At 46.1% G+C, this 25,201-nt stretch carries 23 protein-coding genes and 6 tRNA genes; 24 read left to right on the top strand and 5 right to left on the bottom strand.

What is annotated here, in order from left to right; translation table 11 throughout:
- Positions 1-187: 187 nt before the first annotated feature.
- The 9 genes from ABIE50_RS30830 to ABIE50_RS30790 all read left to right on the top strand — a co-directional run bounded on the left by ABIE50_RS30830 (position 188) and on the right by ABIE50_RS30790 (position 11,953).
- Positions 188-982, top strand: a complete 795-nt coding sequence (locus ABIE50_RS30830) for a hypothetical protein (RefSeq protein WP_209862868.1) — start codon at positions 188-190, stop codon at positions 980-982.
- Complete coding sequence (locus ABIE50_RS30825) at positions 949-1,968, top strand: ComEA family DNA-binding protein (protein ID WP_354028257.1); 1,020 nt, start codon at positions 949-951, stop codon at positions 1,966-1,968. The genes ABIE50_RS30830 and ABIE50_RS30825 overlap by 34 nt, the downstream gene beginning before the upstream one ends.
- Positions 1,969-1,993: 25 nt before the next feature.
- The gene (locus tag ABIE50_RS30820; protein ID WP_354028256.1) at positions 1,994-3,130 is read left to right on the top strand and encodes a hypothetical protein; all 1,137 of its coding nucleotides are present in this window, start codon (positions 1,994-1,996) and stop codon (positions 3,128-3,130) included.
- A 695-nt stretch (positions 3,131-3,825) separates the two neighbouring features.
- A complete protein-coding gene (locus tag ABIE50_RS30815; RefSeq protein WP_354028255.1) occupies positions 3,826-6,927 on the top strand; it encodes a SusC/RagA family TonB-linked outer membrane protein in 3,102 nt (1,033 codons plus the stop codon).
- Between the two features lie 126 nt (positions 6,928-7,053).
- On the top strand, positions 7,054-8,544 hold the full coding sequence (locus ABIE50_RS30810) for a SusD/RagB family nutrient-binding outer membrane lipoprotein (RefSeq protein WP_209862859.1): 1,491 nt from the start codon (positions 7,054-7,056) through the stop codon (positions 8,542-8,544).
- 26 nt (positions 8,545-8,570) lie between these two features.
- Positions 8,571-9,068 carry a lipid-binding protein gene (locus ABIE50_RS30805; RefSeq protein ID WP_209862856.1) on the top strand — a complete coding sequence of 166 codons (498 nt, stop codon included), beginning with the start codon at positions 8,571-8,573 and terminating at the stop codon, positions 9,066-9,068.
- An 82-nt stretch (positions 9,069-9,150) separates the two neighbouring features.
- Positions 9,151-9,609 (top strand): DUF3467 domain-containing protein, encoded by a 459-nt coding sequence (locus tag ABIE50_RS30800; protein WP_354028254.1) that lies wholly within the window; start codon positions 9,151-9,153, stop codon positions 9,607-9,609.
- Entirely contained in the window at positions 9,539-10,552 is a 1,014-nt protein-coding gene (locus ABIE50_RS30795; RefSeq protein WP_354028300.1) for an Ldh family oxidoreductase, read from the top strand. The genes ABIE50_RS30800 and ABIE50_RS30795 overlap by 71 nt, the downstream gene beginning before the upstream one ends.
- Before the next feature lie 78 nt (positions 10,553-10,630).
- Positions 10,631-11,953, top strand: coding sequence for an aspartate kinase (locus ABIE50_RS30790; RefSeq protein WP_209862851.1), 1,323 nt, complete (start codon positions 10,631-10,633; stop codon positions 11,951-11,953).
- A 52-nt stretch (positions 11,954-12,005) separates the two neighbouring features.
- Here ABIE50_RS30790 and ABIE50_RS30785 read toward each other — a convergent pair whose 3' ends face one another.
- The 4 genes from ABIE50_RS30785 to dinB are packed head-to-tail and all read right to left on the bottom strand — an operon-like array spanning position 12,006 to position 17,156.
- Positions 12,006-12,464: an RES family NAD+ phosphorylase gene (locus ABIE50_RS30785; RefSeq protein ID WP_142686061.1), complete on the bottom strand. Its 459-nt coding sequence runs from the start codon at positions 12,462-12,464 to the stop codon at positions 12,006-12,008.
- An 18-nt stretch (positions 12,465-12,482) separates the two neighbouring features.
- A complete protein-coding gene (locus ABIE50_RS30780; protein ID WP_142686062.1) occupies positions 12,483-12,938 on the bottom strand; it encodes an Xre family toxin-antitoxin system antitoxin in 456 nt (151 codons plus the stop codon).
- Between the two features lie 42 nt (positions 12,939-12,980).
- Entirely contained in the window at positions 12,981-15,938 is a 2,958-nt protein-coding gene (locus ABIE50_RS30775; protein WP_209862848.1) for a DNA polymerase III subunit alpha, read from the bottom strand.
- A gap of 6 nt (positions 15,939-15,944) precedes the next feature.
- Positions 15,945-17,156 carry a DNA polymerase IV gene (gene dinB / locus ABIE50_RS30770; protein WP_209862845.1) on the bottom strand — a complete coding sequence of 404 codons (1,212 nt, stop codon included), beginning with the start codon at positions 17,154-17,156 and terminating at the stop codon, positions 15,945-15,947.
- 309 nt (positions 17,157-17,465) lie between these two features.
- Here dinB and ABIE50_RS30765 point away from each other — a divergent pair, with 309 nt between their 5' ends.
- Positions 17,466-18,137, top strand: coding sequence for an SdpI family protein (locus tag ABIE50_RS30765; RefSeq protein WP_142686065.1), 672 nt, complete (start codon positions 17,466-17,468; stop codon positions 18,135-18,137).
- A gap of 163 nt (positions 18,138-18,300) precedes the next feature.
- Here the strand turns inward: ABIE50_RS30765 and ABIE50_RS30760 are convergent, their stop codons facing one another.
- Entirely contained in the window at positions 18,301-18,750 is a 450-nt protein-coding gene (locus tag ABIE50_RS30760) for a hypothetical protein (protein WP_209862843.1), read from the bottom strand.
- A gap of 108 nt (positions 18,751-18,858) precedes the next feature.
- Between ABIE50_RS30760 and ABIE50_RS30755 the strand changes: the two genes are divergently transcribed.
- The 14 genes from ABIE50_RS30755 (at position 18,859) to nusG (ending at position 25,144) form a co-directional block, all read left to right on the top strand.
- Positions 18,859-19,611, top strand: a complete 753-nt coding sequence (locus ABIE50_RS30755) for an XRE family transcriptional regulator (protein WP_142686067.1) — start codon at positions 18,859-18,861, stop codon at positions 19,609-19,611.
- Between the two features lie 136 nt (positions 19,612-19,747).
- A complete protein-coding gene (locus ABIE50_RS30750) occupies positions 19,748-20,074 on the top strand; it encodes a cupin domain-containing protein (RefSeq protein WP_209862840.1) in 327 nt (108 codons plus the stop codon).
- A gap of 71 nt (positions 20,075-20,145) precedes the next feature.
- Positions 20,146-20,343: a 30S ribosomal protein S21 gene (rpsU, locus tag ABIE50_RS30745; protein WP_079470678.1), complete on the top strand. Its 198-nt coding sequence runs from the start codon at positions 20,146-20,148 to the stop codon at positions 20,341-20,343.
- A gap of 86 nt (positions 20,344-20,429) precedes the next feature.
- Positions 20,430-21,371, top strand: a complete 942-nt coding sequence (locus tag ABIE50_RS30740) for a tyrosine-type recombinase/integrase (protein WP_502913949.1) — start codon at positions 20,430-20,432, stop codon at positions 21,369-21,371.
- A 161-nt stretch (positions 21,372-21,532) separates the two neighbouring features.
- On the top strand, positions 21,533-21,832 hold the full coding sequence (locus tag ABIE50_RS30735; RefSeq protein WP_089902949.1) for an HPF/RaiA family ribosome-associated protein: 300 nt from the start codon (positions 21,533-21,535) through the stop codon (positions 21,830-21,832).
- A gap of 236 nt (positions 21,833-22,068) precedes the next feature.
- Positions 22,069-22,142 (top strand) — tRNA-Thr (locus tag ABIE50_RS30730).
- 57 nt (positions 22,143-22,199) lie between these two features.
- Positions 22,200-22,281: transfer RNA gene (locus ABIE50_RS30725), tRNA-Tyr, on the top strand.
- Between the two features lie 196 nt (positions 22,282-22,477).
- A tRNA-Gly gene (locus ABIE50_RS30720) sits at positions 22,478-22,550 on the top strand.
- 23 nt (positions 22,551-22,573) lie between these two features.
- A tRNA-Thr gene (locus tag ABIE50_RS30715) sits at positions 22,574-22,645 on the top strand.
- A gap of 115 nt (positions 22,646-22,760) precedes the next feature.
- Positions 22,761-22,834, top strand: a tRNA-Lys gene (locus ABIE50_RS30710).
- A gap of 72 nt (positions 22,835-22,906) precedes the next feature.
- Positions 22,907-24,094 (top strand): elongation factor Tu, encoded by a 1,188-nt coding sequence (tuf, locus tag ABIE50_RS30705; protein WP_209862835.1) that lies wholly within the window; start codon positions 22,907-22,909, stop codon positions 24,092-24,094.
- A 101-nt stretch (positions 24,095-24,195) separates the two neighbouring features.
- A tRNA-Trp gene (locus ABIE50_RS30700) sits at positions 24,196-24,266 on the top strand.
- 110 nt (positions 24,267-24,376) lie between these two features.
- The gene (secE, locus tag ABIE50_RS30695; RefSeq protein ID WP_142686071.1) at positions 24,377-24,577 is read left to right on the top strand and encodes a preprotein translocase subunit SecE; all 201 of its coding nucleotides are present in this window, start codon (positions 24,377-24,379) and stop codon (positions 24,575-24,577) included.
- Positions 24,578-25,144, top strand: coding sequence for a transcription termination/antitermination protein NusG (nusG, locus tag ABIE50_RS30690; RefSeq protein WP_089902937.1), 567 nt, complete (start codon positions 24,578-24,580; stop codon positions 25,142-25,144).
- Positions 25,145-25,201: the final 57 nt, after the last annotated feature.

The raw sequence follows: 25,201 nt of genomic DNA, 5'->3' as shown, positions 1-25,201 counted from the left end.
TCTTTAAAATCATGTTGCCATTCCCCAGTTAAATCAGCGTAATCATCATAATCCTGAGTCAGACAACATCCGCGGTGTTTATGTTTCATTAACACTTCTCTTATTTCAGCTGTTTATTTTTGTATTCGCCGGTGAGATATTGTTAACCTGTTTGCCGGCTGATTTTATTGTTAAACCCAATTCCCTGATGAAACAGTTATTGCTGACCTTTTTATTCACGTGGTGGATATCGTTGCTGTATGCGCAATCTTTATTAACACCGGTAGGAAAGTATACCGGTAGCGGCAGTTACAGTCGTCATTTCCAGCAGTTATTGTCTGCATGGTCCAACCCGGCAGGATTATCGTGTTTGTCTTCTTTGTCTGCAGGTATTTATACAGAGAACAGGTTTATGTTGAAGGATGCGTCGCTATATGTGGCGATGATAGCTGTTCCTGTTCACAGAGGTGCATTCGGCGGCAGTATTGCACGGCTGGGTAATACTGCCTGGCATCAGCAGCGAATGAGCGGCGCCTATGGTATGCAGGTGGGAAAGAAGGCTGGTATCGGGTTGCAGTTCAATTATGAAACCATTAGTGTGCAGGGATTTGGGAGCACAGCGAAAATCAGCGTGGATGGGGGATTGCTCTGGCATATCAGTGAGCAGTGGCATGGAGGATTGCATGTGTACAAACCAGCCGATGCGGCTATTGTGTACAGCGGTGGTCTGGGGTTTGAAGCATCGCGCGATTTCCTGCTGACCGGCGAAGTGATTGGCATGGGTACTTTTACAACCGTAAAGGCATCTGCCTATTACCGTATTATCCGGCAACTGGCCCTGGAAATAGGTGTTGCATCCGGCGCCGCTTACAATAATGCGGCGGTGATTTTATTCCTAAGGTCACTACGGATAGATATTGCCGCCGCGTTTCATCCGCAGCTTGGCATTACACCCGCTACTTCCCTGGTATGGCAGCTTTCACCTTCGTCACCAACAGAATGATGTGGAAAATCTTTACGCTGTGGGCGGGGAGGTTTTATATGTACCCCGAAGTTATATCCGCTATTATTGATATGGCCAATAACCGTTTGATGATGGGAGGCATCGCCGCCTGTTTGTTATTGCTGCTGGCGGGTAGTGAAGCATACGCGCGTCAGCAGGAAGAAGTATTATCTCCTGCTGCAGAGAATAACCTGGAACGGGAAACAGCGGGAACGGAAATGGTATCAGAGGATGATGCCCAGTGGCAAACGTTAAATGCATTAGCGCGGCATAAGATCCGGTTGAATACAGCTGATGAAGCTGCATTGCAGTCGATCGGTTTGCTGACGCCTTTACAGATCAGCAGGTTTTTGCAGTACCGGGCTTTACTGGGAGATTTGCTGAGCATTTATGAATTACAGGCAGTGCCTGGGTTTGAGCCGGATGTGATCAGGCGTATACTTCCATATGTAGAGGTGGGCAATGACCTGGCTCCTCATTATACCCTGAAGGACTATGTGCGTAAAGGGGATCATTCATTGTTACTACGATATAGCCGTGCAGGGGAGAAAGCCAAAGGTTATATGCATACCGACAGTACTTTACCTGCTTACAGGGGAAGCCCTGATAAAGTGTTTATGCGTTACCGTTATAGTTTCCCTCGATACATGAGCTGGGGGATAGTAATGGAGAAAGATGCCGGGGAAGCCTTCTTTAAAGGTGCACAGAAACAGGGATTCGATTTTTACAGTGCGCATATTTTTATCCGGAACTATGGGAAGGTGAAAGCGCTTGCATTGGGCGACTATACCGTGAACATAGGTCAGGGATTACTGAACTGGCAGGGCCAGGCCTATGGTAAAGGAGCTGCTGTGATGCAGGTAAAGAGGGAAGGAGAAGTGTTGCGGCCATATACATCGGCAGGGGAATTTTATTTTTTTCAGGGGGGCAGCTATTACGCTGGCACAGCGGCGTTGGGAGCTGACAACCTTTGTTTCGCTTCGTAAACAGGATGCAGGCACGGATACTTTAATGGATGAAGTGACCGCTGCCAGTATCATCAGCAGCGGTTATCACCGTACGGTAACAGAAGCAGCCAAACGCGGACAGGTGCAACAGCTAAGCGCCGGCGGCAGCATCCGTTACCATGCGGCAAGATGGCAGCTGGGTGCGAATATAACCAGTCACCATCTAAAGCCGGTACTGCAAAAGAAACTGGCGCCGTATAACCAGTTTGATTTTAACGGCGGAGAGCTCAATGCCGCGAGTGTGGATTATTCCGGTACCTGGAGAAACGTACACTTATTCGGTGAGGCTGCAGTGAGCAGTAACGGGAAGCCCGCTGTAGTTCAGGGCCTGCTGACAAGCGTGGCGCCAACGGCAGATGTGGCCATTGTGTACAGGTACTATGATAGAGCTTACCAATCATTGTACGCCAAAGGATTCGGGGATGGCTACCGGACTGCTAACGAACAGGGATTATATGCTGCGGTTGCATTGAAAATAACCCCACGCTGGCAGGTAGACGGATACGCGGATCTTTTTCATTTTCCCTGGCTGAAATACCGGAGCAATGCGCCTTCTCAGGGGAAAGACTTTTTCCTGCAGGGTAGCTATGTGCCAGGTAAGAAGATGGCCTTATTGCTGAGGTATAATTTCCGGCAAAGCGAAGAAAACCTTTTACTGCCCGGTAACCCTGTAAAGGTACTGGCGGCTGTAACGGCTACGCGCCTACGTTTTCAATGGAGTCTGAAAATAAACAGGCAACTGGATATCAAAACAAGGCTGGAATACAGTAATTACGGGCTGGAAGGAAATAAACAGCGGGGCTGGATGATTTACCAGGATGCCAGTTACCGGTTTAATCATTTGCCATTCACAATAAGCGGCAGGTTATCACGTTTTCAGACGAGTAGTTACAACAGCAGGATATATGCAACAGAAAGCAGCGTGCTATATGATAATGCAGTGTCTCAGTTGTATGGCGAAGGCTGGCAGTATTACCTGAATATAAAGTGGAAGAGTAGCCGCCGGTTAACATGCTGGGGACGCTTCCACCAGGGTTTGTATCCGGGCCAAACCAGTATCGGCAGCGGTAATGATGTTATAAACGGAAATAGGAAAACAATGTTCCAGTTTCAGCTGCAGTATCTTATAGCCGGAAGATGAATTTTTTTAACTTGCTTATAAATTGATTATCAGCTCCTTGCGTAGTGAAATTTATCAGCTGTTAAAATAATGTTAAGTAGATGTACCGTGATTTACTTTTTTTTTCTACCTTGTGGATATCAACCAAAATCTAAATTTGATTTGCTTTATGAGAAGGACTTATCTGCAAGATAATAAGGCTTGTGATTATGGCTGTAAACCCGCTACACAACGTTTGTCATGATTCAAATCGATAATAAATAAGACACAGAGAGAGCTAAGACTAAACTTTTACCGATTGCGATTAAGACGGGCACTTAACCATATTTCCTTTATTAATGAGATTAACTGTTTACTAACAGTGAAAAGTACAACAAATTGCTGTGAGAGGACATAGATAGTCTGGCATAGACTTCTGAACCAATTGTACAACCAAAATCCGAACTGTATATGAAAAAGAACAATGCTGCTTTTACATAGTAAGCCACCATTGTACTAACAGTATAAAGGATGCTTATTGGTTGCTGCGAACGCAGAACCGGTTTCTTCTTAATCATGTCTTCGGAACATGAAAGGCCTCTTTATGCTGTTAAAGAATGGCATCACGATACAACAATGCCCGGTGAATACACCGGTAGCAGTTCCTGGTGATATTTACCGGGTAAGCATTTATACGACCCAGTGTATTTCTTCTTCAACCAAAATCTGAAACTTTTATGAAAAAGGGGTTCCTCCTTTTTGCCATGCTAATGGCAATTATCAGCCTGGCCTACTCGCAGCAGCGACAGGTTACAGGTACCGTTAAGGGTAATGATGGCAATCCGGTTCCGTTTGCCACCATCCAGGTTAAAGGTACCTCCACAGGCACTACCGCCAATGATAACGGCGTATTTAACCTGAGCGTACCTGGTGCATCTGCAGTGCTCATTATAAGGAGCGTTGGATACAAAGCACAGGAAGTAACCGTGGGTGAAAGTTCCAATCTCCAGGTTACATTGATAGCAGATAATAAAAACCTGCAGGAAGTAGTAGTAACAGGTTTAGGACTGGTGCGGGAGAAAAAGACCGTTGGGTACGCCACCAGCAATTTTGCTACAGAACAAATTAACAGGGTGGCGCCTGTAAGTATGATGGATGGCTTGTCCGGTAAAATAGCCGGTGCGGAAATATCCACTACCAGTGGCGCTCCCGGTGCATCCAATAAGGTAATCCTGCGCGGCTATTCTTCGCTGCAGGGAAGTAACCAGCCACTGTATGTAATAGATGGGGTGCCATTGAATAACGATCGCCCCGGTTCTACCGTTGATGGAAAAGGAGTCAACAACGGCGGTTACGATTTTGGTAACAATGCCAATGATATCAACCCTAATGACATTGAAGCCATCAGTATCCTGAAAGGCGCCGCTGCTACCGCAATTTACGGCTCCAGGGCCGCCAGCGGAGTGGTATTGATCACCACCAAAAAAGGTAAAAGCGGACGATTGAAAGTTGATGTGGCCTCCGCTGCCACATTTTCCAATGTAGGTATGTTGCCTACTATGCAGGAAAAGTTTGGTCAGGGATGGGGCGGTACTTTCATTCTTTCTGAAAATGGTAGCTGGGGCCCGCGCTTAACCGGTGAGAACCGCGAGTGGGGCGCTCCGGTGGATGGGGTGTCATTAACAAAACCATTTTCTTTTGTAAAGGATAATGTACGTAACTATTTCACAACCGGTAAGGAACTGAACAACAGTATTGCTGTTAGCGGAGGAAATGAAACCTCCACTTTTTTCCTGTCTTATGGTAATGTATACAGCGATGGTATCCTGCCTACAGATGCAGATTCTTATAAAAGAAATACTTTCTCTGCAAGAGCATCTACAAAATATGGCAGGTTCTCCGCTTCTGCTTCCTTTAACTATGTAAATAAAAATGCTAAAGCAGCGTCTACCCGCAGTGAATCCGGACTTGGCTCTTCTTTGTTTGAAGACATTATACAGATCCCGGTAGACATCAATATTTCCCAGTTCAAAGATTACAAGAATAAATATTACAATGTAGATAACTACTTTACCCCATACGCAGAGAATCCTTATTATTCCCTGTATGAAAATGGGAACAACCTGAAGAGTAACAGGATCTTTGGAAACATTGACCTGAAATATGGTATCACAGATTGGTTGAATGTACAATGGCGTATTGGTGCTGATGTTACAAATGCCCAGTCTAAAACATATAAGGCGAAAAACAGGCCATCGCTCGACAGCTGGAATGATGGCAATAATGTGGAAGGTGCACAACGGCAGGAGGACGTTGGTTATGTAAGGGAAAACAGTGATTACAGGGGCGAGTTCAACTCCGATCTCCTGCTTACTGCCAATAAAAAGTTGAGCTCAGATTTTACTCTTGATGGATTGATTGGTTTTAACGTTAACCAGCGGGAAGGAAAAATATTCACTTCGGCTGTGAAAGGCCTGGCTATTCCGGGCTTCTACGTGATCTCCAACTCACCTAATACACCGGTGTCACAAACACAGGAATTCAGGCGTCGTATTTATGGTCTTTATGCACAGGCAACTCTGGGCTTCCGTGAGTACCTGTTCCTGACCCTGAATGCGCGCAACGACTGGTCGTCTACCTTACCAGAAAAAAACAACAGCTATTTTTATCCGGCCGTAAACGCCGCCTTCATTTTATCTGAAGCGCTGAAACTGGATGAACGGGGTATTTCTTTTGCGAAACTTCGCGCCAGCTGGGGTAAAACAGGTAATGATGCCGGTCCTTATCTCACTAAAACAACTTTATCTACCGGGCAGATCATAGATCTTCCTTTTGGTACGCTGGATTTTCCTTTTAATGGTATCCCGGGTTACACGGTAGGTGATAATATTGGAAACCCTGAGCTTGGCCCTGAACTGAGTACAGAATATGAATTGGGTGGTGAAGTAAAATTCCTGCGCAACAGGTTGGGATTTGATCTTGCCTATTATAACAAACTTACCAAAGGTCAGATCCTTGCAGTGCCCACCACACCCAGTTCGGGCTATGCCAGCATTACGCAGAACTTTGGTAAGGTGAGGAATAAGGGTATAGAATTATCTGTTAACATTATACCCGTAGAAACAAAAGATTTTACCTGGAACATAAATTATACTTATGCCCGCAACAGGAATACAGTAGAAGAACTGCCATCAGGGCTTAACCAGGTTGTACTGAATTTTGTTTACGACGTAAAATTTGTGGCCCGCAAGGGTGATCCGCTCGGTGTATTTTATGCACCGGTATCGGCCACCACACCAGACGGGAAAACAATTGTGGATGCTACCGGGTTGCCAAAGGCAGCAGATGTGGATGGATATTACGGTACTTCCCAGCGCGACTTTACCATGGGATTGGTAAATACGCTCCGCTATAAAGACTTTACCCTCGGCTTCTCTTTTGACTGGAGAAAAGGAGGCGTGTTCTACTCCGGTACTGCGGACCTTACCTACTTCGTAGGAAATGCGTTGCAAACCACCTATAACGACAGGAGGGCATTCGTAGTGCCAAACTCTGTAATGCAGATAGGTACTGATGCCCAGGCTAAGCCGATATATGGTGAAAACACCATTCCGCTCACAGACTATAATTATGATGCCTACTGGTATCATACTACCAATAAAGGCGGTGCCTATTCACAGCGTATTCTTGATAAAACCTTTTTAAAACTGCGTGATATCACGCTTTCTTACAGCTTACCTTCTTCGGCCGCCAGGAAAATTGCCGCCAGCAACCTGACGCTGACAGCCTTTGCGCGCAACTTATTTATATGGGACACCGGAAGGCAATACATCCATTGATCCTGAAGTATCCAACTATGGTAATGACCTGAACAGTGAGCTTGGTGAATTCAGGAGCATGCCTACCACCAAATCTTATGGTGTTTCATTGAGGGTAACCTTCTAATCTTTTTAAATTCTGATATCATGAAAACGTACAATCATCAATATATTTTTATCCTTCTTTCTGCGGTAGTGATGTTGGGCACGTCCTGCAAGAAGAACCTGGATATCAACAATGATCCGAATAACCCGCCGCTGGAGAAGGCTACCCCTTATGTGCTGTTCCCGCCGGCAGTGATGTCTACCATATCATGCGCCGGTACTGATGGCGCTATTATTGGTGGTATATGGGCGCAATACTGGACACAGAGCAATGCCTCTAACCAGTACAAAACAATTGATGCCTATAACATCCAGCGTACCGACTACAATGCGTTGTATACACAGATGTTTTCCGGCGCACTGGAAGATTACAGCCTGATGCTCAAACTGTGCGACAGCCTGCATGATTATAGTTTTGGTTTGATGGGAACCGTGATGAAGGCATATTCCTACCAGATACTGGTAGACCTGTACGACCAGGTACCTTACCAGGAAGCCTTTGGGGGATTAAACCAGCTGCAGCCGAAATTTGACAGGGGCGATAGCATTTATCAGTGGTTGCTGAAAGAACTGGATGTTGCGTTGTCAAAAGACCTCACCGTTACCATCCTTGATGAGAATGCCGCGCAGGATATTATTTACAAGGGAGATATGGATAAATGGGTGAAGTTTGCCAATACGCTGAAACTGAAAATGTACCTGCGGCTGGTGAATGCAGATCCCAACCAGGCAAGAACAAAGATCATGGAGTTGATTAACAGCGGCGCTGAGTTCCTCACCGATGTGGATGCTTCCTACAGTAACTTCAAGGATGCTCCGGGGCAGGACAATCCCTTATATGAATCCAATATCCGAAGCCTGAATACTACCACCAACATCCGCGCAAGCTATACCATGATGTCGTGGCTGCAGAAGAACAAGGATTCACGGATGAACAAGATCTTCCGTGCACCGGGTGCAGCAGGGGGCGTTTATTATGGCATCAACCAGGGCGATTTTACCAGTTTATCTCCCACTTACAATGTAGCAGCTATTTACAGGCAAACAGCTATAGACACCGCTTACCTGATTTCCAGGGCTGAAACCAATTTTATGCTGGCTGAAGCAGACGAACGGTATTTCGGTGGCGCCAAGGCGAAAGATTACTATGATGCAGGAGTACGTGCTGCATTCCAGCAATACAAACTGAGTGCTGATACTTTCATCCAGGCGGGAAAGGTATACGCTTATCCAACAGGAGCATCCTTCGACAAAAAACTGGAGGCCATCATTACGCAGAAATGGGCTTCTTTCCCCGGTTCGCATGCACTGGAAGGTTTCCTCGAACAAAACAGAACGGGGTATCCCAAGTACAGCCCGGTATATTCTACTGATCCGTCTTACATCCCTGGCCAGCTGGTATATTCCCGTAACGGGGTAACCGGCGCCGGCAAATTTCCCAAACGACTGGTATTTCCGGATGTGGAGAGGAGCAGGAACAGTAATACACCAGCGGAAGTGCCTATTTATCAAAAGGTTTGGTGGGCTTTATAATGTTAACGGATCTTAAAACAATTACCATGAGAACAATAATGAATAAACTATATATCGCAGGGTTGCTGCTGGCTGGCGCTGTTCTTTTTGCTTCCTGTAAGAAAGAATTGCCGGAAGTGAAGAACACGCAGGTAGTGAAAATGGCTGGCACCTGGTGGGTAACCATGTCGCTCAACGGTGCTCCGCAGCTGGATGGGGACCATGTGCAGATCAATACTTTTAACACGGCCGCCGATGACGGGAAGCAAATGTGGGTACAGGATGCAGGACTGGGATTTGATTTCCAGTCGAAGGTAGATGTGAACCTTTCCGATCTCACGTTCAGTGCCACCAATGCCAAAGATGAGAATAGTGCCGCTACCGTTACCATCACTTCCGGAAAGGTTTTCCCTGATGGAGGTAAATCAAAAGCCGGGCATGTAACCGACAGTATTTACATGGAACTGCAAATTTCTTCTGATCCCGGGAAGAAGTACGTGGTGGCGGGTGTACTGAGGACAAAATTCGATGAAGACGACTATTAGTACCGGTCAATCCGCTGTTTATAAAAAAAGAGGGCTCATTTGAGTCCTCTTTTTCTATTTTTGTACGGCTAAATCGTACAACATGGAAAATCAGCATGAAGAACAGAATCAGCTTAATATAGAGTTGAATGAAGAAATCGCCGAGGGGCAATATGCGAATCTCGCTATCATCACCCATTCCAATGCCGAGTTTGTGGTAGACTTTGTGAATGTGATGCCCGGTCTGCCAAAGGCTAAGGTGAAGTCGCGTATTATACTCACACCGCAGCATGCCAAGCGTTTTATGAAAGCCATGCTTGATAATATTAAGAAATACGAATCTGTACACGGCCCCGATCCAGGACCAGGAGCAGGTGTCAGTACCATTGAATTTCGGTGGTCCCACCGCTCAGGCCTAACCCCGTTGACAGATGGAGCATATTTTTTCTTATCATCATTTGAGAGAATTCACCAGGGAAGTATTTATCCACATGGGTTGCAGCCTGGAACATGCAGCCCTGGCCAGCGAAGTGCTGGTATCGGCAGATCTGAGAGGTATTGATTCCCATGGAATAGCCCGCTTATCGGGCTATGTTCGTTTATGGGAGGCTAAGCGGATCAATACCAGGCCCAATATCCGGGTGGTACATGAAACTCCCAGCACAGCTGTTATCGACGGCGATGCCGGCCTGGGGCTGGTAGTAGCGCCTTATGCCATGGAAGTAGCCATGCAAAAGGCTGCAGCAGCAGGTACCGGCTGGGTAAGCGTGAAAAACTCCAATCATTTTGGAATAGCTGGTTACCACGCCATGAAAGCGCTGGACCAGGATATGATAGGGATGGCAATGACCAATGCCAGTCCACTCGTAGCGCCCACTTTTTCCACTGAACGAATGCTGGGCACCAATCCTATTGCAGTGGCTATTCCGGCAAAGGAGCAACCTGCATTTGTGGCCGATTTCGCTACTACCACCGCGGCGAATGGTAAGCTGGAAATATTGCAGCGTAAAAATGAAGAAGCTCCTTACGGATGGATCCAGGATAAAGAAGGTAACCCAAGCAACAATCCTCATGAACTCAAGAGCGGCGGGGCTTTGCTGCCTCTCGGTGGCGATCGTGAGCATGGAAGTCATAAAGGGTATTGTTTGGGAGCAATTGTTGATATATTTTCGGCCGTTCTTTCAGGCGCCAATTATGGTCCATGGGCGCCGCCTTTTGTGAGTTTTCTCCCGCTGGCGCCGGATCCGGTAGGAGAGGGCCTGGGGCATTTCTTCGGCGCTATGCGTGTAGACGCATTCCGGCCGGCAGATGAGTTTAAGGCGAATATGGACACCTGGATCGGCCGTTTTCGCGCAGCTGCACCGGTAGCGGGGAAAAAGGTGCTGATCCCCGGGGACCCTGAAAGGGAAATGCATCATGAGCGGCTGGAAAAGGGCGTTCCCGTAATAGCGCCAGTGGTAAAGGACTTGCAGGAAGTTGCTGCTAAGTTTAATTTGAATTTTTAATTCTCAATCGTTCATAAAAAACACCCGGAGTGAAGCCAATGCAGCATTCCGGGTAGCTAAAGCAAAATATACATTCAGATGAAAGTGTTAAAATTTGGTGGAACCTCCGTGGGAAAACCAGAGCGTATGCAGTCGGTATCGCAACTGATCACAGCAGATAATGATCAGAAAATTGTGGTGTTGTCTGCACTGTCAGGCACCACAAATTCCCTCGTGGAAATCAGTCAGTCGCTGTCGGAAGGTAAGAAGGAACAGGCAAAGCAGCAGATAGATAAGCTGGAGAGCCATTACCGGGCCTTTTGCAACGACCTGGTGAAGCAGGAAGCCGGCCGCGCAAATGCAAAGGCTATCGTTGATGAACACTTCGAATTTCTGAATATCATCCTGAAGATATCTTTCAACGAAGCATTGAATAAAGATATTCTTGCACAGGGCGAGTTATTGTCCACACGTCTTTTCTGCGTATATCTCGAAGAAGCCGGCATTCCCGCAGTACTGTTGCCGGCGCTGGATTTCATGAGCATCGATGAATTTGAAGAACCGGAAATTCCAAAGATCAAGATTAAGCTGGCTAACCTGATCAGCCAGCTTAAAGGACAGCATATCTTTATCACACAGGGATATATTTGTCGTAACGCCAGAGGCGAGGTGGATAACCTGAAACGCGGCGGCAGCGATTATTCTGCTTCCCTGATAGGCGCTGCTATCCAGGCAGATGAAGTGCAGATCTGGACAGATATCGATGGCATGCACAACAATGATCCGCGGGTGGTGAAAAAAACCTTCCCTATTGATCAGCTTTCCTTTGATGAAGCGGCGGAACTGGCCTATTTTGGCGCCAAGATCCTGCATCCTGCCTCTATCTGGCCGGCGCAGCATTTCAACATCCCGGTGAAGCTGCTGAACACCATGCAGCCGGAAGCAAAAGGCACTATCATCACTGAAATGCCTAATGGCAACGGGGTAAAAGCTATTGCTGCAAAAGACGGTATCATTGCCATCAAGATCAAGTCGAGCCGCATGCTGCTGGCTTATGGCTTCCTCCGCAAGATTTTTGAAATATTTGAGAAGTACCGCACACCCATCGACATGATCACTACTTCTGAAGTAGCGGTATCTGTTACCATCGATAACCAGCAGTACCTGGACCAGATCCTGAAAGAGCTGCAGCCATTCGGCACGGTGGAACTGGATTATCATCAAACCATCGTTTCCATTGTTGGTAACGAGGTAGCGGCTACTCCATCTATCATCACCAAATTATTTGATGCGATAGAAGAAATTCCTTTACGGATGATCTCCTATGGCGGCAGCAGGCATAACATATCTATCCTGATCAATGGTCAGTATAAAGAGAAAACACTGCAGGTGCTGAATAAGGGATTATTTGGCCTGGAATAGGAAGAAAGATATTGAGAGATAGAGAGCAGCGGATGATTGTCCGCTGCTTTTTTTATTTCTTCAAACGCTGATCAAATACGAAGGGCTGAGTATTCACGATGGTAATATTTTCAGCATCGGGATGCAGCGGGTTGATCAGGTAATTATATTCATCGGCAATAACTACAGAGGGGATGCGGAGCACCGCATATTTAGCAGTATCTATCCATTCATCCCCGATACATTGCAGTTCCGGCGAGGGCGCCAGCGATTGCCAGCCGGAGGGCAGATCATATTTGGTGAGCACTTTAATGGCAATATTATCAGGGATCTGCAGGGTAGCGATGCAGAAGTCCTGTACAATATTTTTCAAAGGAATATGTACCAGCACTTCCAGCGCAGATAGGGCCCTGCTGCCGGCCGTATACACAATAGCATGCCCCGGGCTGTTCCAGCGGCCTCCATACAGGCGCGCACCTGTTCCACTCAGATCATTGATGTAAGCGCACTTACTGATCCTGTATACTTCCATGTTGATGGTTTCGTAGATTTATGCAAAGATGCCATGTTCAATGCGCCCCAACTCATCCTGGATAAGCTGGAACCCAAAAGTGGTATCTAAAAGCGAAATAGGGGTTTGATAGTTGAAGGCAGGTAACGGAGTTCTCATCCATTCCTTGAAGTTTTCCAGCTGACCGAATACTTCAGTGCCGCGCTGATAAAGTTGGGAGAGTAAAATAGCACGCTCAGACGTGTCTGCAGACAATTTCTCGTCGTCTGCATAGCGTTGCAGCGTTCTTTCTGAAACATGGACCACCTGTGCCAGTTCTGATAAAGAAAAAGACAGCTGCCTGCTCAGGTTCAATAACGCTCTTTTAATAATTCCACTGCGGGAAAGTTGTATAAAATCAAAGTAGCCACTACCGGCAATATATGCACTTCCTCCTGGCTGTTCTACTATCAACAATGCATTTTCCTGCACGCGGTATCCTTTTACGTGTTTCATAATACCCGACATTTGTCACAAAAATACAACAAATTGTCGGGATTAGAGCTTTTTATCTTCAAAATACCCAATCTTCCACATTTTATTGATTTCCAGCTGTATTACGCCATATTCTTCTGCCACTATGCCCTGGAGCACATAGAAACCGCCTTTCTGAAAGGGGTATCTGCGAAAGCTTTCGGGAAAATGGATGGTATCCATAAATGCGCTGTCCCGGTCCAGGAAAGTGCCAAAGCACATGGGCTCGCCTTTATTGCTGCGCAGGGATTTGGTGGTAACCAGGTAACCCAGTGTTGTAACCGGCTGGCCGATATGTTGCCTGAACTCACGGGAAGGCATATACGCACTTTGATCGTGTTGTAATACCTTGAACGGAGATTGCAGCGGGAAACCCAGCAGGTCTATTTCATCAAAGGCATCTTCATGTGCGTGGTACGCCAGCGTGGGTAATTCGCAATTAACAGCAGTGGTATTACCGAACAGGGAAACGCTGTGTGGGTTGGCTTCTTTCTTGCTTACCAGTAAACTGCTTTTCCACAGCAATTCCTTTTTGGTATGGCCGGTAAAATTGAAACAACCGATACGGATCAGTATTTCCAGTTGTTCCGGCCCTGTGGGGATGCGGCTGGTAAAATCCTCCAGGTGTAAAAACGGGCCGTATTGTTCACGGTCTTTCAGGATCCTTTCCGCCAACTGTTGTTCCAGGCCTTCTATATGGACCAGTCCTGTGTACACATCGCGACCGCTGATATTGGTGGCATAGTCGCTGTGATTAATACAGGGAGGGTGTAATGTTACGCCTGTTTTCTGCAGTTCCCGGAAATAGAGTTCGCGGTTGTAGAAGCCGCCGAAGTTATTGATAACAGCTACCATGAATTCTGCGGGGAAATATGTTTTCAGGTAGAGGCTCTGGTAGCTTTCCACCGCGAAGCTGGCGGAATGCGCTTTGGAAAAGGAAAAGTTGGCGAAGCTGGCGATCTGCCTCCATACTTCTGCTGATACATCCGGTGGCCGGTTGAGCCGTTCGCAGTTGCGGAAGAAACGTTCCTGGATCATCCTGAAGTCGTTCGATCCCCGGTATTTACCTGCCATGGCCCGTCGCAGGCTGTCGGCATCTGCAAGCTCCATATCGGCATACCGGTGCGCCACCTTAATAACATCTTCCTGGTACACCATGATACCAAAAGTTTCTTTCAGCAGTTCCTCAATAACAGGGTGCAGGTATACCACCTGGGATGGATTGCGGTAGCGGTGGATATATTGCTTCATCATCCCTGATTGCGCCACACCGGGGCGGATAATGGAGCTGGCCGCCACCAGGGTGAGATAGTCATCGCAGCCCAGTTTCAGCAGCAGTTGCCGCATAGCGGGTGATTCGATATAGAAGCAACCAATAGTGTTCACCTCCGCCAGGTTTTTCCGTACGAGAGGGTCTGCCTGGAATGCTTTTACATTGTGAATGTCGATGTCTGTACCCCGATTTTTCTTAATGATATCAATTGCATCGCGGATATGACCGAGGCCGCGCTGACTGAGGATATCAAACTTAAACAGGCCTGCCCTTTCCGCCTGCCACATATCCAGTTGCGCGGTGATAAAGCCTTTGGGCGGCAGGTACGTAGTGCAATACCGGTGAATGGGCTCATCGCTGATCAGGATACCGCCGGCATGAATGCTGAGATGGTTGGGAAATGCTTTTTCTGTATCCATCAGTTTACTGAAGCGGGCTATTTTCTGATGGATGCTGTCGTCTTCCAGCTTAATGTGGAAGCCATTTTCCAGGATCCTGTCTATTTCCTTTTTAGGAAGCCCGTATACTTTCCCCAGTTCACGGATAACGGCATTGGTTTGAAAAGTGGTGACGGTGCCCAGCAGGGCAGTATGTTGCGCACCGTATTTATTGAAAACGTACCGGATAATTTCATCGCGGTCGCGCCATGAAAAATCGATATCAAAATCAGGGGGCGAGCTGCGGTAGGGATTCAAAAATCTTTCAAAATAAAGATCAAGCTCTATAGGATCTACATCTGTAATTTTTATGCAGTAGGCGATAATGGAATTAGCGCCGCTTCCCCGGCCCACATAAAAGAAACCGCGTTCCTGTGCATAGCGTATGATATCCCAGGTGATGAGGAAGTAGGATTCAAAGTTCAGCTGCGCCACAATGGCCAGTTCTTTTTCAATCCGCGCCCGCGCTTCTTTATGATCATGGCCATAGCGGTATATCATGCCTTCCAGGGCCAGCTCCCGGAGCTTTGCGCGGTCTTCTTCCACGCTGCCCAGGAAACATTTTTTATTCCGGGAGATGGAATGATGAAGGGGTGTTTCTATGCAGCAATCTTCCATCACTTCCACGGTACGCTGTACGATATGCGGGTAATCGGCGAAGTGTTCCACTAGTGCGGCCGGTGTAATGAATTGTTCCTGCGGATGGCCTGTAGCAGCCGGTTCCAGCTGTGTGATCAGGATATTCATATCGATGGCGCGCAGTAGCTGGTGCAGTTCATAATGGGTGTTGTCCTGGAAGGTAACAGGTTGGAGGATCACCAGTTTATTACGCAGTGCGGCGGTATCTGTTCTGAATAATTTATTGCGTTGCCAGGGTTTAACGCCTATCAGCTCATGAGGCGCCAGGTCTTCAGGAGCGCGACTTCCAAGCTCATATACTACCCAGGTGTCCGGAATAACAGGGGCCTGGTCGGGGAAGGGTGTTTCCTGTTGCAGGTGAGTGGATAAAAAAACGTTGATATGATACCAGCCTTCCTGGTTCCTTGCCAGCAGGAGATATTTGAAATCATTTCCATTCCTGCATTCCAGTCCGAGTATAGGTTTAATATCGTGTTTGCGGCAGAGGCTTACAAATTCCCATGCATCGGAGGTGATGTTGATATTGGTGAGCGCAAGTGTGCCGATTCCCAGTTCATGTGCTTTGCGGACCAGCATTTCCGCGGGCATAGTGCCATATCGCAGGCTGAAAAATGTTTTGCAGTTAAGGAACATGAATGATTATTTAAAGTACGGCATGATATCTTTTTTGGGCCGGAGCTGTCCTTTTTTTTCCGGCGGTATTACGTTGGTGCCTTTCATCAGATATTCCCATCCGAAGCGGTTCTTAATCTGGTCTATTGCCTGGTAAAGTGCGATCATTTCCTGTTTATCGTCGAACAGGCTGATCTGGTAATTACCATGAACGAGATGGCTGAAACGCACGCCGATAAGGCGTACCAGCAGGCGGCGGTCGTACAGTTTTTTGAAGAGGTCTTTTACTTTTTCCAGCAGTACATGATCGGCGCAGGAGTAGGGGATGGACATTTGTTTGGTAACGGTTTCAAAGTCAGAGTACCGGATTTTGAGGGTGATGCAACCGGTAAGTTTATTCTGCTGCCGCAGTTCAAACGCAATTTTTTCCGTCATGCGTACCAGTTCTGCGTGCAGGAATTGCATGTCGATAGTATCTGCGGGAAAGGTACTTTCCGTGGAGATGGATTTCTGTTCATAAAAAGGCACCACCGGCGATTCATCGATTCCATTGGCTTTTTTCCATAGGGCTATTCCGTTTTTTCCCATCCATGCTTCCAGCAGGGAGATGGGCACTTCACTCAGTGTTTTTACGGTTTCTACGCCGCGGCGCCTCAGCAGGGCGCCGGTTTCACGGCCTACCATCGGGATCTTTTCCACCGCCAGCGGCGCCAGGAAATTTTTTTCTTCTCCAAACAGGATTTCAAGCTGACCGTTAGGTTTGGCTTCATCGGTGGCTACTTTGGAAACGAGTTTGTTGGAGGCCAGTCCGAATGAAATGGGCAGTCCTGATTCTTTTATGATCGTTTTCCGCAGTTCGGAGGTCCACTTCATCGAGCCAAAGAACTTGTCCATGCCGGAGAGATCCAGGTAGAATTCATCGATGGAAGACTTCTCATAGAGAGGGGCTTTCCCGGCGATGAGCTCTGTGATCTCCCTGGATTTAGCGCTGTACAATTCCATATCGCCGCTGCGCACAATGGCATGTGGACAAAGGCGCAGGGCTGTTTTCATGGGCATAGCTGAATGGATGCCATACCGCCTTGCTTCATAGCTGCAGGCAGCTACCACCGCGCGATCACTGCTACCGCCTACCAGCAGGGGCTTACCGCTGAGGCGACTATCCCGCAGGCATTCTACTGATACAAAGAAGCAGTCCAGGTCGAAATGCGCTATTGTTCGCTGTTGTAAAGTGATCATAATGACAACGGTTTATGGATAAACAAAGGACGGAACAGGCAGGGGCTGTTAAAAGTGATTACGGATGGCGGACCGGGCAGAGGGAGGATAGTATAGCAGCAGGCCTGCCAGCCGGAATCCCTTTTAAAGTGACCACTAAGTTACTAATTTATTTAGTAATGCTAATAAATTTAGTAAAAAATATTAAAATTCAGGTCGCCCCAATTTTCGTAACTTTAATACAACATATCTGGCAATCAATATGTAATAGATAAGAGAATGGAAATGAAGGAAAAAAGGAGTTACGTGAACATTTAAACTGATCTCCACATGAAAAAACCGGATTTTACCAGGGAGTTACTTATCCTCGCTTTACTGCTGGTGCCGATGGTTTACCTGGCTGTTATCTACAAAGATTTACCAGCTGTATTATCCAATAGTGTGAATGCGGCGGGCTCTCCCGAGATGGGGACAAAGAATGATTTCCTGCTGCTGATGATCTTTCTCTTTTTTACCAACGGGTTGATCTATTTCCTTTTCCGTTATATTCCGCGGGCTGATGAAACCCAATTAAGGCCTTCTGCTATTGAGATGGAGCATAAAGAGTATTACAGGATACGGTTCCTGATCCATGCTTACCAGGCAGTATTTACCTGTATCATTATTTTCCTGGTGAACCAGGGCAAGCCATTTATCATGGAGCGCTGGGCTTTTATAGGCGTAGGGTTGCTGATTGTGGGCATAGGGGCGTACCTGCGCAAACTGAAACCTAACAATTATGTAGGGGTAAGGACGCCGTGGACATTGCAAAGCCCGGAAATATGGACAGCAACGCACCAGATGGCGAGCACCCTGTGGATCAGTATTGGCGCGGTGATCATTGTTGGTGGATTTTTCCTGTCGCTTATTACGGGGGTATTTATTATTTTCTTTGCGGCACTTGTGCTGGCGGCATTACCCTACATTTATTCTTTCAGGTTATATAATAAAGACAAAGGTTAATTCAGTGGTCAATCAATACATCGGAAAAAGGAATGGCGTCCTGATAAGGGACGCCATTTAATTTTATAAAGCGGTATATACTTTTTAATTTTTCGGGGAGGCAGCAGGCTCTTATGGAAAACGCCGCCTCTTTTATGCGGAGAGTATCCGGCCGCTATATGGCTTAGAACCAGCCTTTGCCCAGCGCTGCCCGGAACGGCCATGGAATGAGCGCCAGTATAAGAATAAGGGCGAGGCCGAAAAAGATCAGGCCCAGCTTATGTTTCTGTGCATCTGAAACGGCTTTCTTGATTTTTGATTTACCGATATGTACCAGTGCGATGGCAATGATGGCCATTGTTTCATGTTCCACTGTGAAGAAGCGTAAAACGGGATCCTTCATAGCAGCTCCCATATCGGCTATGCCTGCTTTGGAAAAAGGGCTCAGGAAAAAAAGGATCAATCCTACTACCAGCTGAAGATCGCAGAAGATCATAAAGAAAAGCCCGGCCTTTTTATCTGCTGCAGTATATGGTGTGTTACCTGTTACGCCTTTCAGGGAGCGGATTACCGCCCATAACCCAGCCAGCAATATAGCCCATCTTAGGAACGAGTGTACATAGTTTATTAACATATCGAGTGGATTTTACCGGGCAAAAATAAGCTACACCGCCCGAATATATTTGGTAAATGATAAAAATATTTGCTAATTTTGTTAGCAAGGTACTAAATTATTTAGGTTATGTCCGTAGTATGTCAGAATTTGAAATACCTGCGTAAGCAAAAAGCCTGGACGCAGCAAGAGTTTGCCGATAAGCTCGGTATCAAGCGTTCGTTGCTGGGTGCGTATGAGGAAGAGCGTGCAGAGCCCCGTACGGAGATCCTGGAACAGGTGAGTGATATGTTCCGGGTGTCTATCGATGATCTGCTCCGCCGTGATCTCGGCTCCCAGAAAGATAATTTCCTGGAGAAGCGCCGGCAGCTTAAGCTGGGGAATTCCCGTCAGGCGATCCATTTTGTGCCGGTAAAAGCGGCCGCCGGTTACCTGGCCGGTTATAATGACGACGAATTCATTGAAGAACTGAACACCTTTACCCTTCCTATGCTCGGGGCCGGTGATTACAGGGCTTTTGAAATAGCGGGAGATTCCATGTTGCCTGTTACTTCAGGATCGGTGATCGTTTGCCATAAGATAGAAGGATGGGATGAGATCAAGAACAATGAAACCTATGTGGTGATCACTTCCAGGGAGGGCATTGTTTTTAAGCGGATACTTAAGAATAACCGTTCTAAATCAAAGATCACGCTGGTATCTGATAACCCGCAGTTTGAGCCTTATGGTGTGGATATGGAGGAAGTACTGGAATTGTGGCAGTCTGATGCGGTGATCAGTAAAGCAGGGCAGCAAAGCCGGATGAGTGTAAACCACCTGGCGGATATGGTGAGTCATCTGCAGGACCAGGTAAGCCTGCTGAAGAAGAAGCTGAAGGATTAAGCGGGAATTGGCCGACTACCTTATTTAATATATAAACGGGTGGACCGGGGGCGTGTGCTTCCGGTCCACCCGTCATGCTATTTCGCAATTCTTTCTTAATTTCGGTTATCTGAGAACACGTTAAATCAACCACAGGATGAGATTTCATGTTTCTTTTGCCGAGTCGTTACGACAATTGGAGAAAAGCGATGATGATTTCGCAGTATTGTTTGAGCACGGTTCCATGCGGGGAGTCATTTTTGCCCCGGATGAGATAGATAGACAGGAACCGCATATTCAGGATGAGATTTACCTGGTAATGAGGGGGAGCGGGGAGTTTGAAATGGAGGGGAAGATAGTGAAGGTGGGAGTGGGTGATTTCCTGTTTGTGCCTGCCGGTGCATCGCACCGGTTCCGGAATTTTACCCCCGATTTGTTGTTATGGGTGATCTTATATGGAGTTGAAGGCGGGGAAATGGAATAATTCTTATGGTCTTTTGTTTTTTTACAAATCTTGTGTTATCTTTGCGTTCCTAAAAATAAGAGGCAAAAATTATGTTGATCATTGATTCTAAAGATTGCGAAAACATAGACAAGGCGCTTAAAAAGTATAAAAAGAAGTTTGAAAAAGCTCGCATTTTGCTGCAGCTGAGAACGCGCCAGTCTTTTACTAAACCATCTGTTAAACGTCGTAACCAGGTGTTAAAAGCCGTTTACAAACAACAGCTGGCAACAGGTAAATTTGAAGATTAATATTGCTTAGGCGATAAGCCTTTAGCAGCTCAAAATATTTGATGATTGTAAGGTTATTTAATAACTTTACAATCATCAATCTTTTTGTGTTGAACGAAGCTTTATATTCCTTAGCGGAGCGGTTTATATCCTATATCCGGCTCGAGAAACGGTACTCAGCGCATACCTGCACTGCCTATCGCAACGATCTTTCCCAGTTTCTTGAATATATTACCTTTAGCTACGGCGATACAGCTGTTGGGGATCTCAATCATATTATGATCCGCAGCTGGCTGGCGAAGCTCATGGAAGATACCATGACCGCCAAAAGTGTTAACCGCAAAATCTCCACACTCAAATCTTTTTTCAAATTCTGTCTGCGTCAGGGCCTGATTAAACAGTCGCCCATGATCAGGGTTATTGCACCCAAGATCAGCCGTCGCCTGCCCGGGTATATCGAAGAAAAGGGCATGCGGGCGCTGGAAGACAATGTGAGTCCTGCCCCGGCTATTTCCCCATATATTTTCGCCAACGATTTTGAAGGCATTACCCACCGGTTAATTTTTGAGATCTTTTACCAGACGGGCATCCGTTTGTCGGAGTTGATTGCTTTACAGGAATTCCGGGTAGACGAGGGAAACCAATCTTTAAAGGTAATGGGGAAAGGGGGGAAGGAGCGGATCATACCGGTGAGTCCCGGGCTGCTGGTACAGATACGCGCATACACAGAGGAGAAGCGCCGCCGGCTGGAAGAGTTTGAGAAGGGGGTATTGCTGGTTCATCCGCACAGCGGCAGGCGTTTATACCCGAAATATGTGTACCTGACGGTGAGAAAGTATCTTACCGAGCACCAGATCACTACATTAAAGAAGAAGAGTCCGCATATATTGAGGCACACCTTTGCCACACATCTTGCCAATAACGGGGCAGACCTGAATGCGATCAAGGAGTTGCTGGGGCATTCCAGTCTGGCTGCCACACAGGTTTACACGCATAATACGATAGAGCAGTTAAAGAAGGTGTATAAGCAGGCGCACCCGAAAGCATAATTATTATTTCGGGCTTTTAACAAAATATTACGCAGCTAAACAGCATTGCATTGCAAAAGTGACTATATTAGTAATCAAGTTCATTATACTAAAAGAGAATGCCTATGACCTTCCTTTACTAACTAGAACCTAGATTGTTAAATATTTAAAAAATTAGTGCTATGAACGTACAAATTCAAACTGTGCATTTTGATGCTGATTCCAAATTGATAGATCACGTGAACAAGAAAGTGCAGAAGTTAAACACTTTTTATGATCGAATCATTAGTGTGGACGTATTTCTAAAGTTGGACAATTTTGCGCATCAGATCAAAGATAAAATAGCAGAGATCCGAGTTCGAATACCCCGTCAGGATTTGTTTGTTAAACATGAGTCTAAATCTTTCGAAGAGTCCTTCGACCTGGCCTTTGAATCCCTCGTTGAGCAGGTTAAAAGAAAGAAGGAAAAGAAATTTCAATAATTTTCTGAAATAATTTTGGAAATATTAATCTCTTTGCTACCTTTGCCATCCCGATTCAAAAAGAGGGTCGGTAAAGGTAGCAAAGTTCTTTATGGTAGGGCGTTTTCGGGGAAGCAGATAAAATTTTAAATATCTGTAACAAACTGAAAAAAAGATTTTGAGAATTGAAAAAATCTCTTAATTTTGCGCTCTCTTTCAACGAGTTACTTTACTTGAAAGAATGTTTTTTGAAAGATGCCAGCATAGCTCAGTTGGCCAGAGCTACTGATTTGTAATCAGTGGGTCGGGGGTTCGAATCCCTCTGCTGGCTCATCGGTTTTTATTTGGTGATATGGATGCACCGGATGACAAAATCAAAAGATAGTTAGGGCAGGTTCCAGAGCGGCCAAATGGGGCGGACTGTAAATCCGCTGACTACGTCTTCATAGGTTCGAATCCTATCCTGCCCACAAAACAGCGTGTTCCGCTTTTGCCCTTCGCAGAGGCGGAACATAGTTGTGAGTAGAAGGTGAGTTATTCAGAAGTAGTAGACAATACCCTAAACCTGTGGTACAACAGCCTTATAAAGCTCTTATTTTTATTCTAATAATTCTATAAGTGGAAAGTTGCAGTGTTGTTTGCCGGAAGCTTAGTGAATTAAAAAATGCGGGAGTAGCTCAGTTGGTAGAGCGACAGCCTTCCAAGCTGTAGGTCGCGGGTTCGAACCTCGTCTCCCGCTCGTATTTTTAAGCAATTTTTCAAGCTGTTGTAGCTCAGGGGTAGAGCACTTCCTTGGTAAGGAAGAGGTCGAGAGTTCAATTCTCTTCAACAGCTCAAATGAATTTTAGAAGAATAGTTGTAGTGAGTTTTTCAATCGCCTCAACAAACTCCATAAAATTCGAATTTCGGAATTCGAATTTGTTAATTCTGCACTCCGAAATTAAAACTTAGCGTTGTAGCTCAATGGAAGAGCAACCCATTTTTATTTAGGGAAGGCCATGAGTTCAATTCTCATCAACGGTACAAGTTTGTAAAACCGTTTTTTTAAAACAACAATCAATACAATCTTTACAAACCATCTAAAAAGAAAATACAATGGCAAAAGAAACCTTCAAGCGGGATAAACCCCACGTAAACATTGGTACCATCGGCCACGTGGATCATGGTAAAACTACTTTGACTGCTGCCATTACCACAATTTTGGCAAATAAAGGCCTGGCAGAGAAGAGAGGATATGATGAGATCGATGCTGCTCCTGAAGAAAAAGAAAGAGGTATTACTATCAATACAGCTCACGTTGAGTATCAGACAGCTTCTCGTCACTATGCTCACGTTGACTGTCCTGGTCACGCGGATTATGTGAAGAATATGATCACCGGTGCTGCTCAGATGGACGGTGCTATCCTCGTGGTGGCAGCTACTGATGGTCCTATGCCGCAAACAAGAGAGCACATCCTGCTGGCCCGCCAGGTAGGTGTACCTCGTATCGTAGTATTCATGAACAAAGTTGACCTGGTAGACGATCCTGAGCTGCTGGAACTGGTAGAGATCGAAATTCGTGATCTGCTGTCTTCTAACGGTTTTGATGGTGACAACGTTCCGGTTATCCAGGGTTCTGCAACCGGCGCTCTCGCTGGCGACGAAAAATGGGTTTCTGCTATCGACCAACTGATGGAAGCTGTTGATACTTACATTCCGCTGCCTCCACGTCCGGTTGATCAACCGTTCCTGATGTCAGTAGAAGACGTATTCTCTATCACCGGTCGTGGTACCGTTGCTACAGGTCGTATCGAACGCGGTCGTATCAAAGTTGGTGAGAACGTTGAAATCGTAGGTCTGCAGGAAGAACCACTGAAATCTACTTGTACTGGTGTTGAGATGTTCAAAAAACTCCTCGACGAAGGTGAAGCAGGTGATAACGCTGGTCTGTTGCTCCGCGGTATTGAGAAAACCCAGATCCGTCGCGGTATGGTTATCTGCGCACCGGGTTCTATCAAACCTCACTCTGAATTCAAATGCGAAGTATACGTACTGAGCAAAGAAGAAGGTGGCCGTCACACTCCGTTCTTCAACAAATACCGTCCTCAGTTCTACTTCCGTACAACTGACGTAACCGGTGAAGTTGAACTCGCTGCAGGTGTTGAAATGGTTATGCCTGGTGATAACGTAACTCTGACTGTTAAACTGATCCAGCCTATCGCTATGGACAAAGGTCTGAAGTTCGCTATCCGTGAAGGTGGCCGTACAGTAGGTGCTGGTCAGGTTACTGAAATCCTGAAGTAAGCAACTCAATTATATTAAAAGCCATTAGCTTTGGCGATTAAATGTCAGGATTTTTTTAGATATTTGCTGACGCTGAAAGCTGAGTGCTAATGGCTTTATACACGGGTATGGTGCAACGGTAGCATACGGGTCTCCAAAACCTTTGATCTGGGTTCGAATCCTAGTACCCGTGCAGGGTTTAAAAAAATAATTAAATGGTTGAATTGTTGTTATTACAAAATAAAACAAGTCAACCATTTTTTAGGCTTTAAACAATTGACCATAAATAGTTAACTTTATATAATGAATAAGATCAGAAACTATTTCCGAGAGTCTTATCATGAATTGGTTTACAAGGTGTCCTGGCCTACCTGGCAAGAGCTCCAGTCTTCTACCATGATCGTGCTGATAGCAACAATATTTGTTACCGCACTGGTATGGGGTATGGATGCCGCTTCCAACTTCGTGTTAACTCACTATTACCAAATTTTCAAAGCTAAATAAATGGATGCAGCCAATCTTCCTGCTCAGGAAACAAAGTGGTATGTACTCCGCGTTGTTAGTGGCAAGGAAAAAAAAGTGAAGGAATACCTGGATATTGAAGTACGTCGCTCCGACTGGGGTAACGTGATCAGCCAGATCTTCCTGCCGGTAGAAAAAGTTTATAAGGTGCAGGCTGGTAAAAAGGTAATGCGCGAAAAGAATTTTTATCCCGGTTATGTGATGATCGAAGCGGTTGATGGTAAAATGACCGATGAAGTAATACAGGCAATACGTAACGTATCCGGTGTTATCCACTTCCTCGGAAAAGAAAAACCTATCGCACTCCGTAAAGCAGAAGTGAATAAAATGCTGGGTAAGGTAGATGAACTGAGCGATCAGGGATTGACCATGAGCGAGCCCTTTATTGTGGGCGAAACCATTAAGATCATTGATGGTCCGTTCAACGACTTTAACGGTGTGATCGAAGAAGTAATTGAAGACAAGAAAAAACTGAAGGTAACTGTAAAGATCTTTGGCCGTGCCACACCGGTAGAGCTGAACTTCATGCAGGTAGAAAAACTTTCATAGTAACTTATATAACATCTTTATTGAAAAGCGTTCCGTTTACCCGGGACGCTTTTTCTC

Source organism: Chitinophaga sp. OAE865 (genome assembly GCF_040546735.1).
GTDB lineage: Bacteria > Bacteroidota > Bacteroidia > Chitinophagales > Chitinophagaceae > Chitinophaga > Chitinophaga polysaccharea_A.
This window is presented reverse-complemented; position numbering and strand designations above follow the sequence as displayed.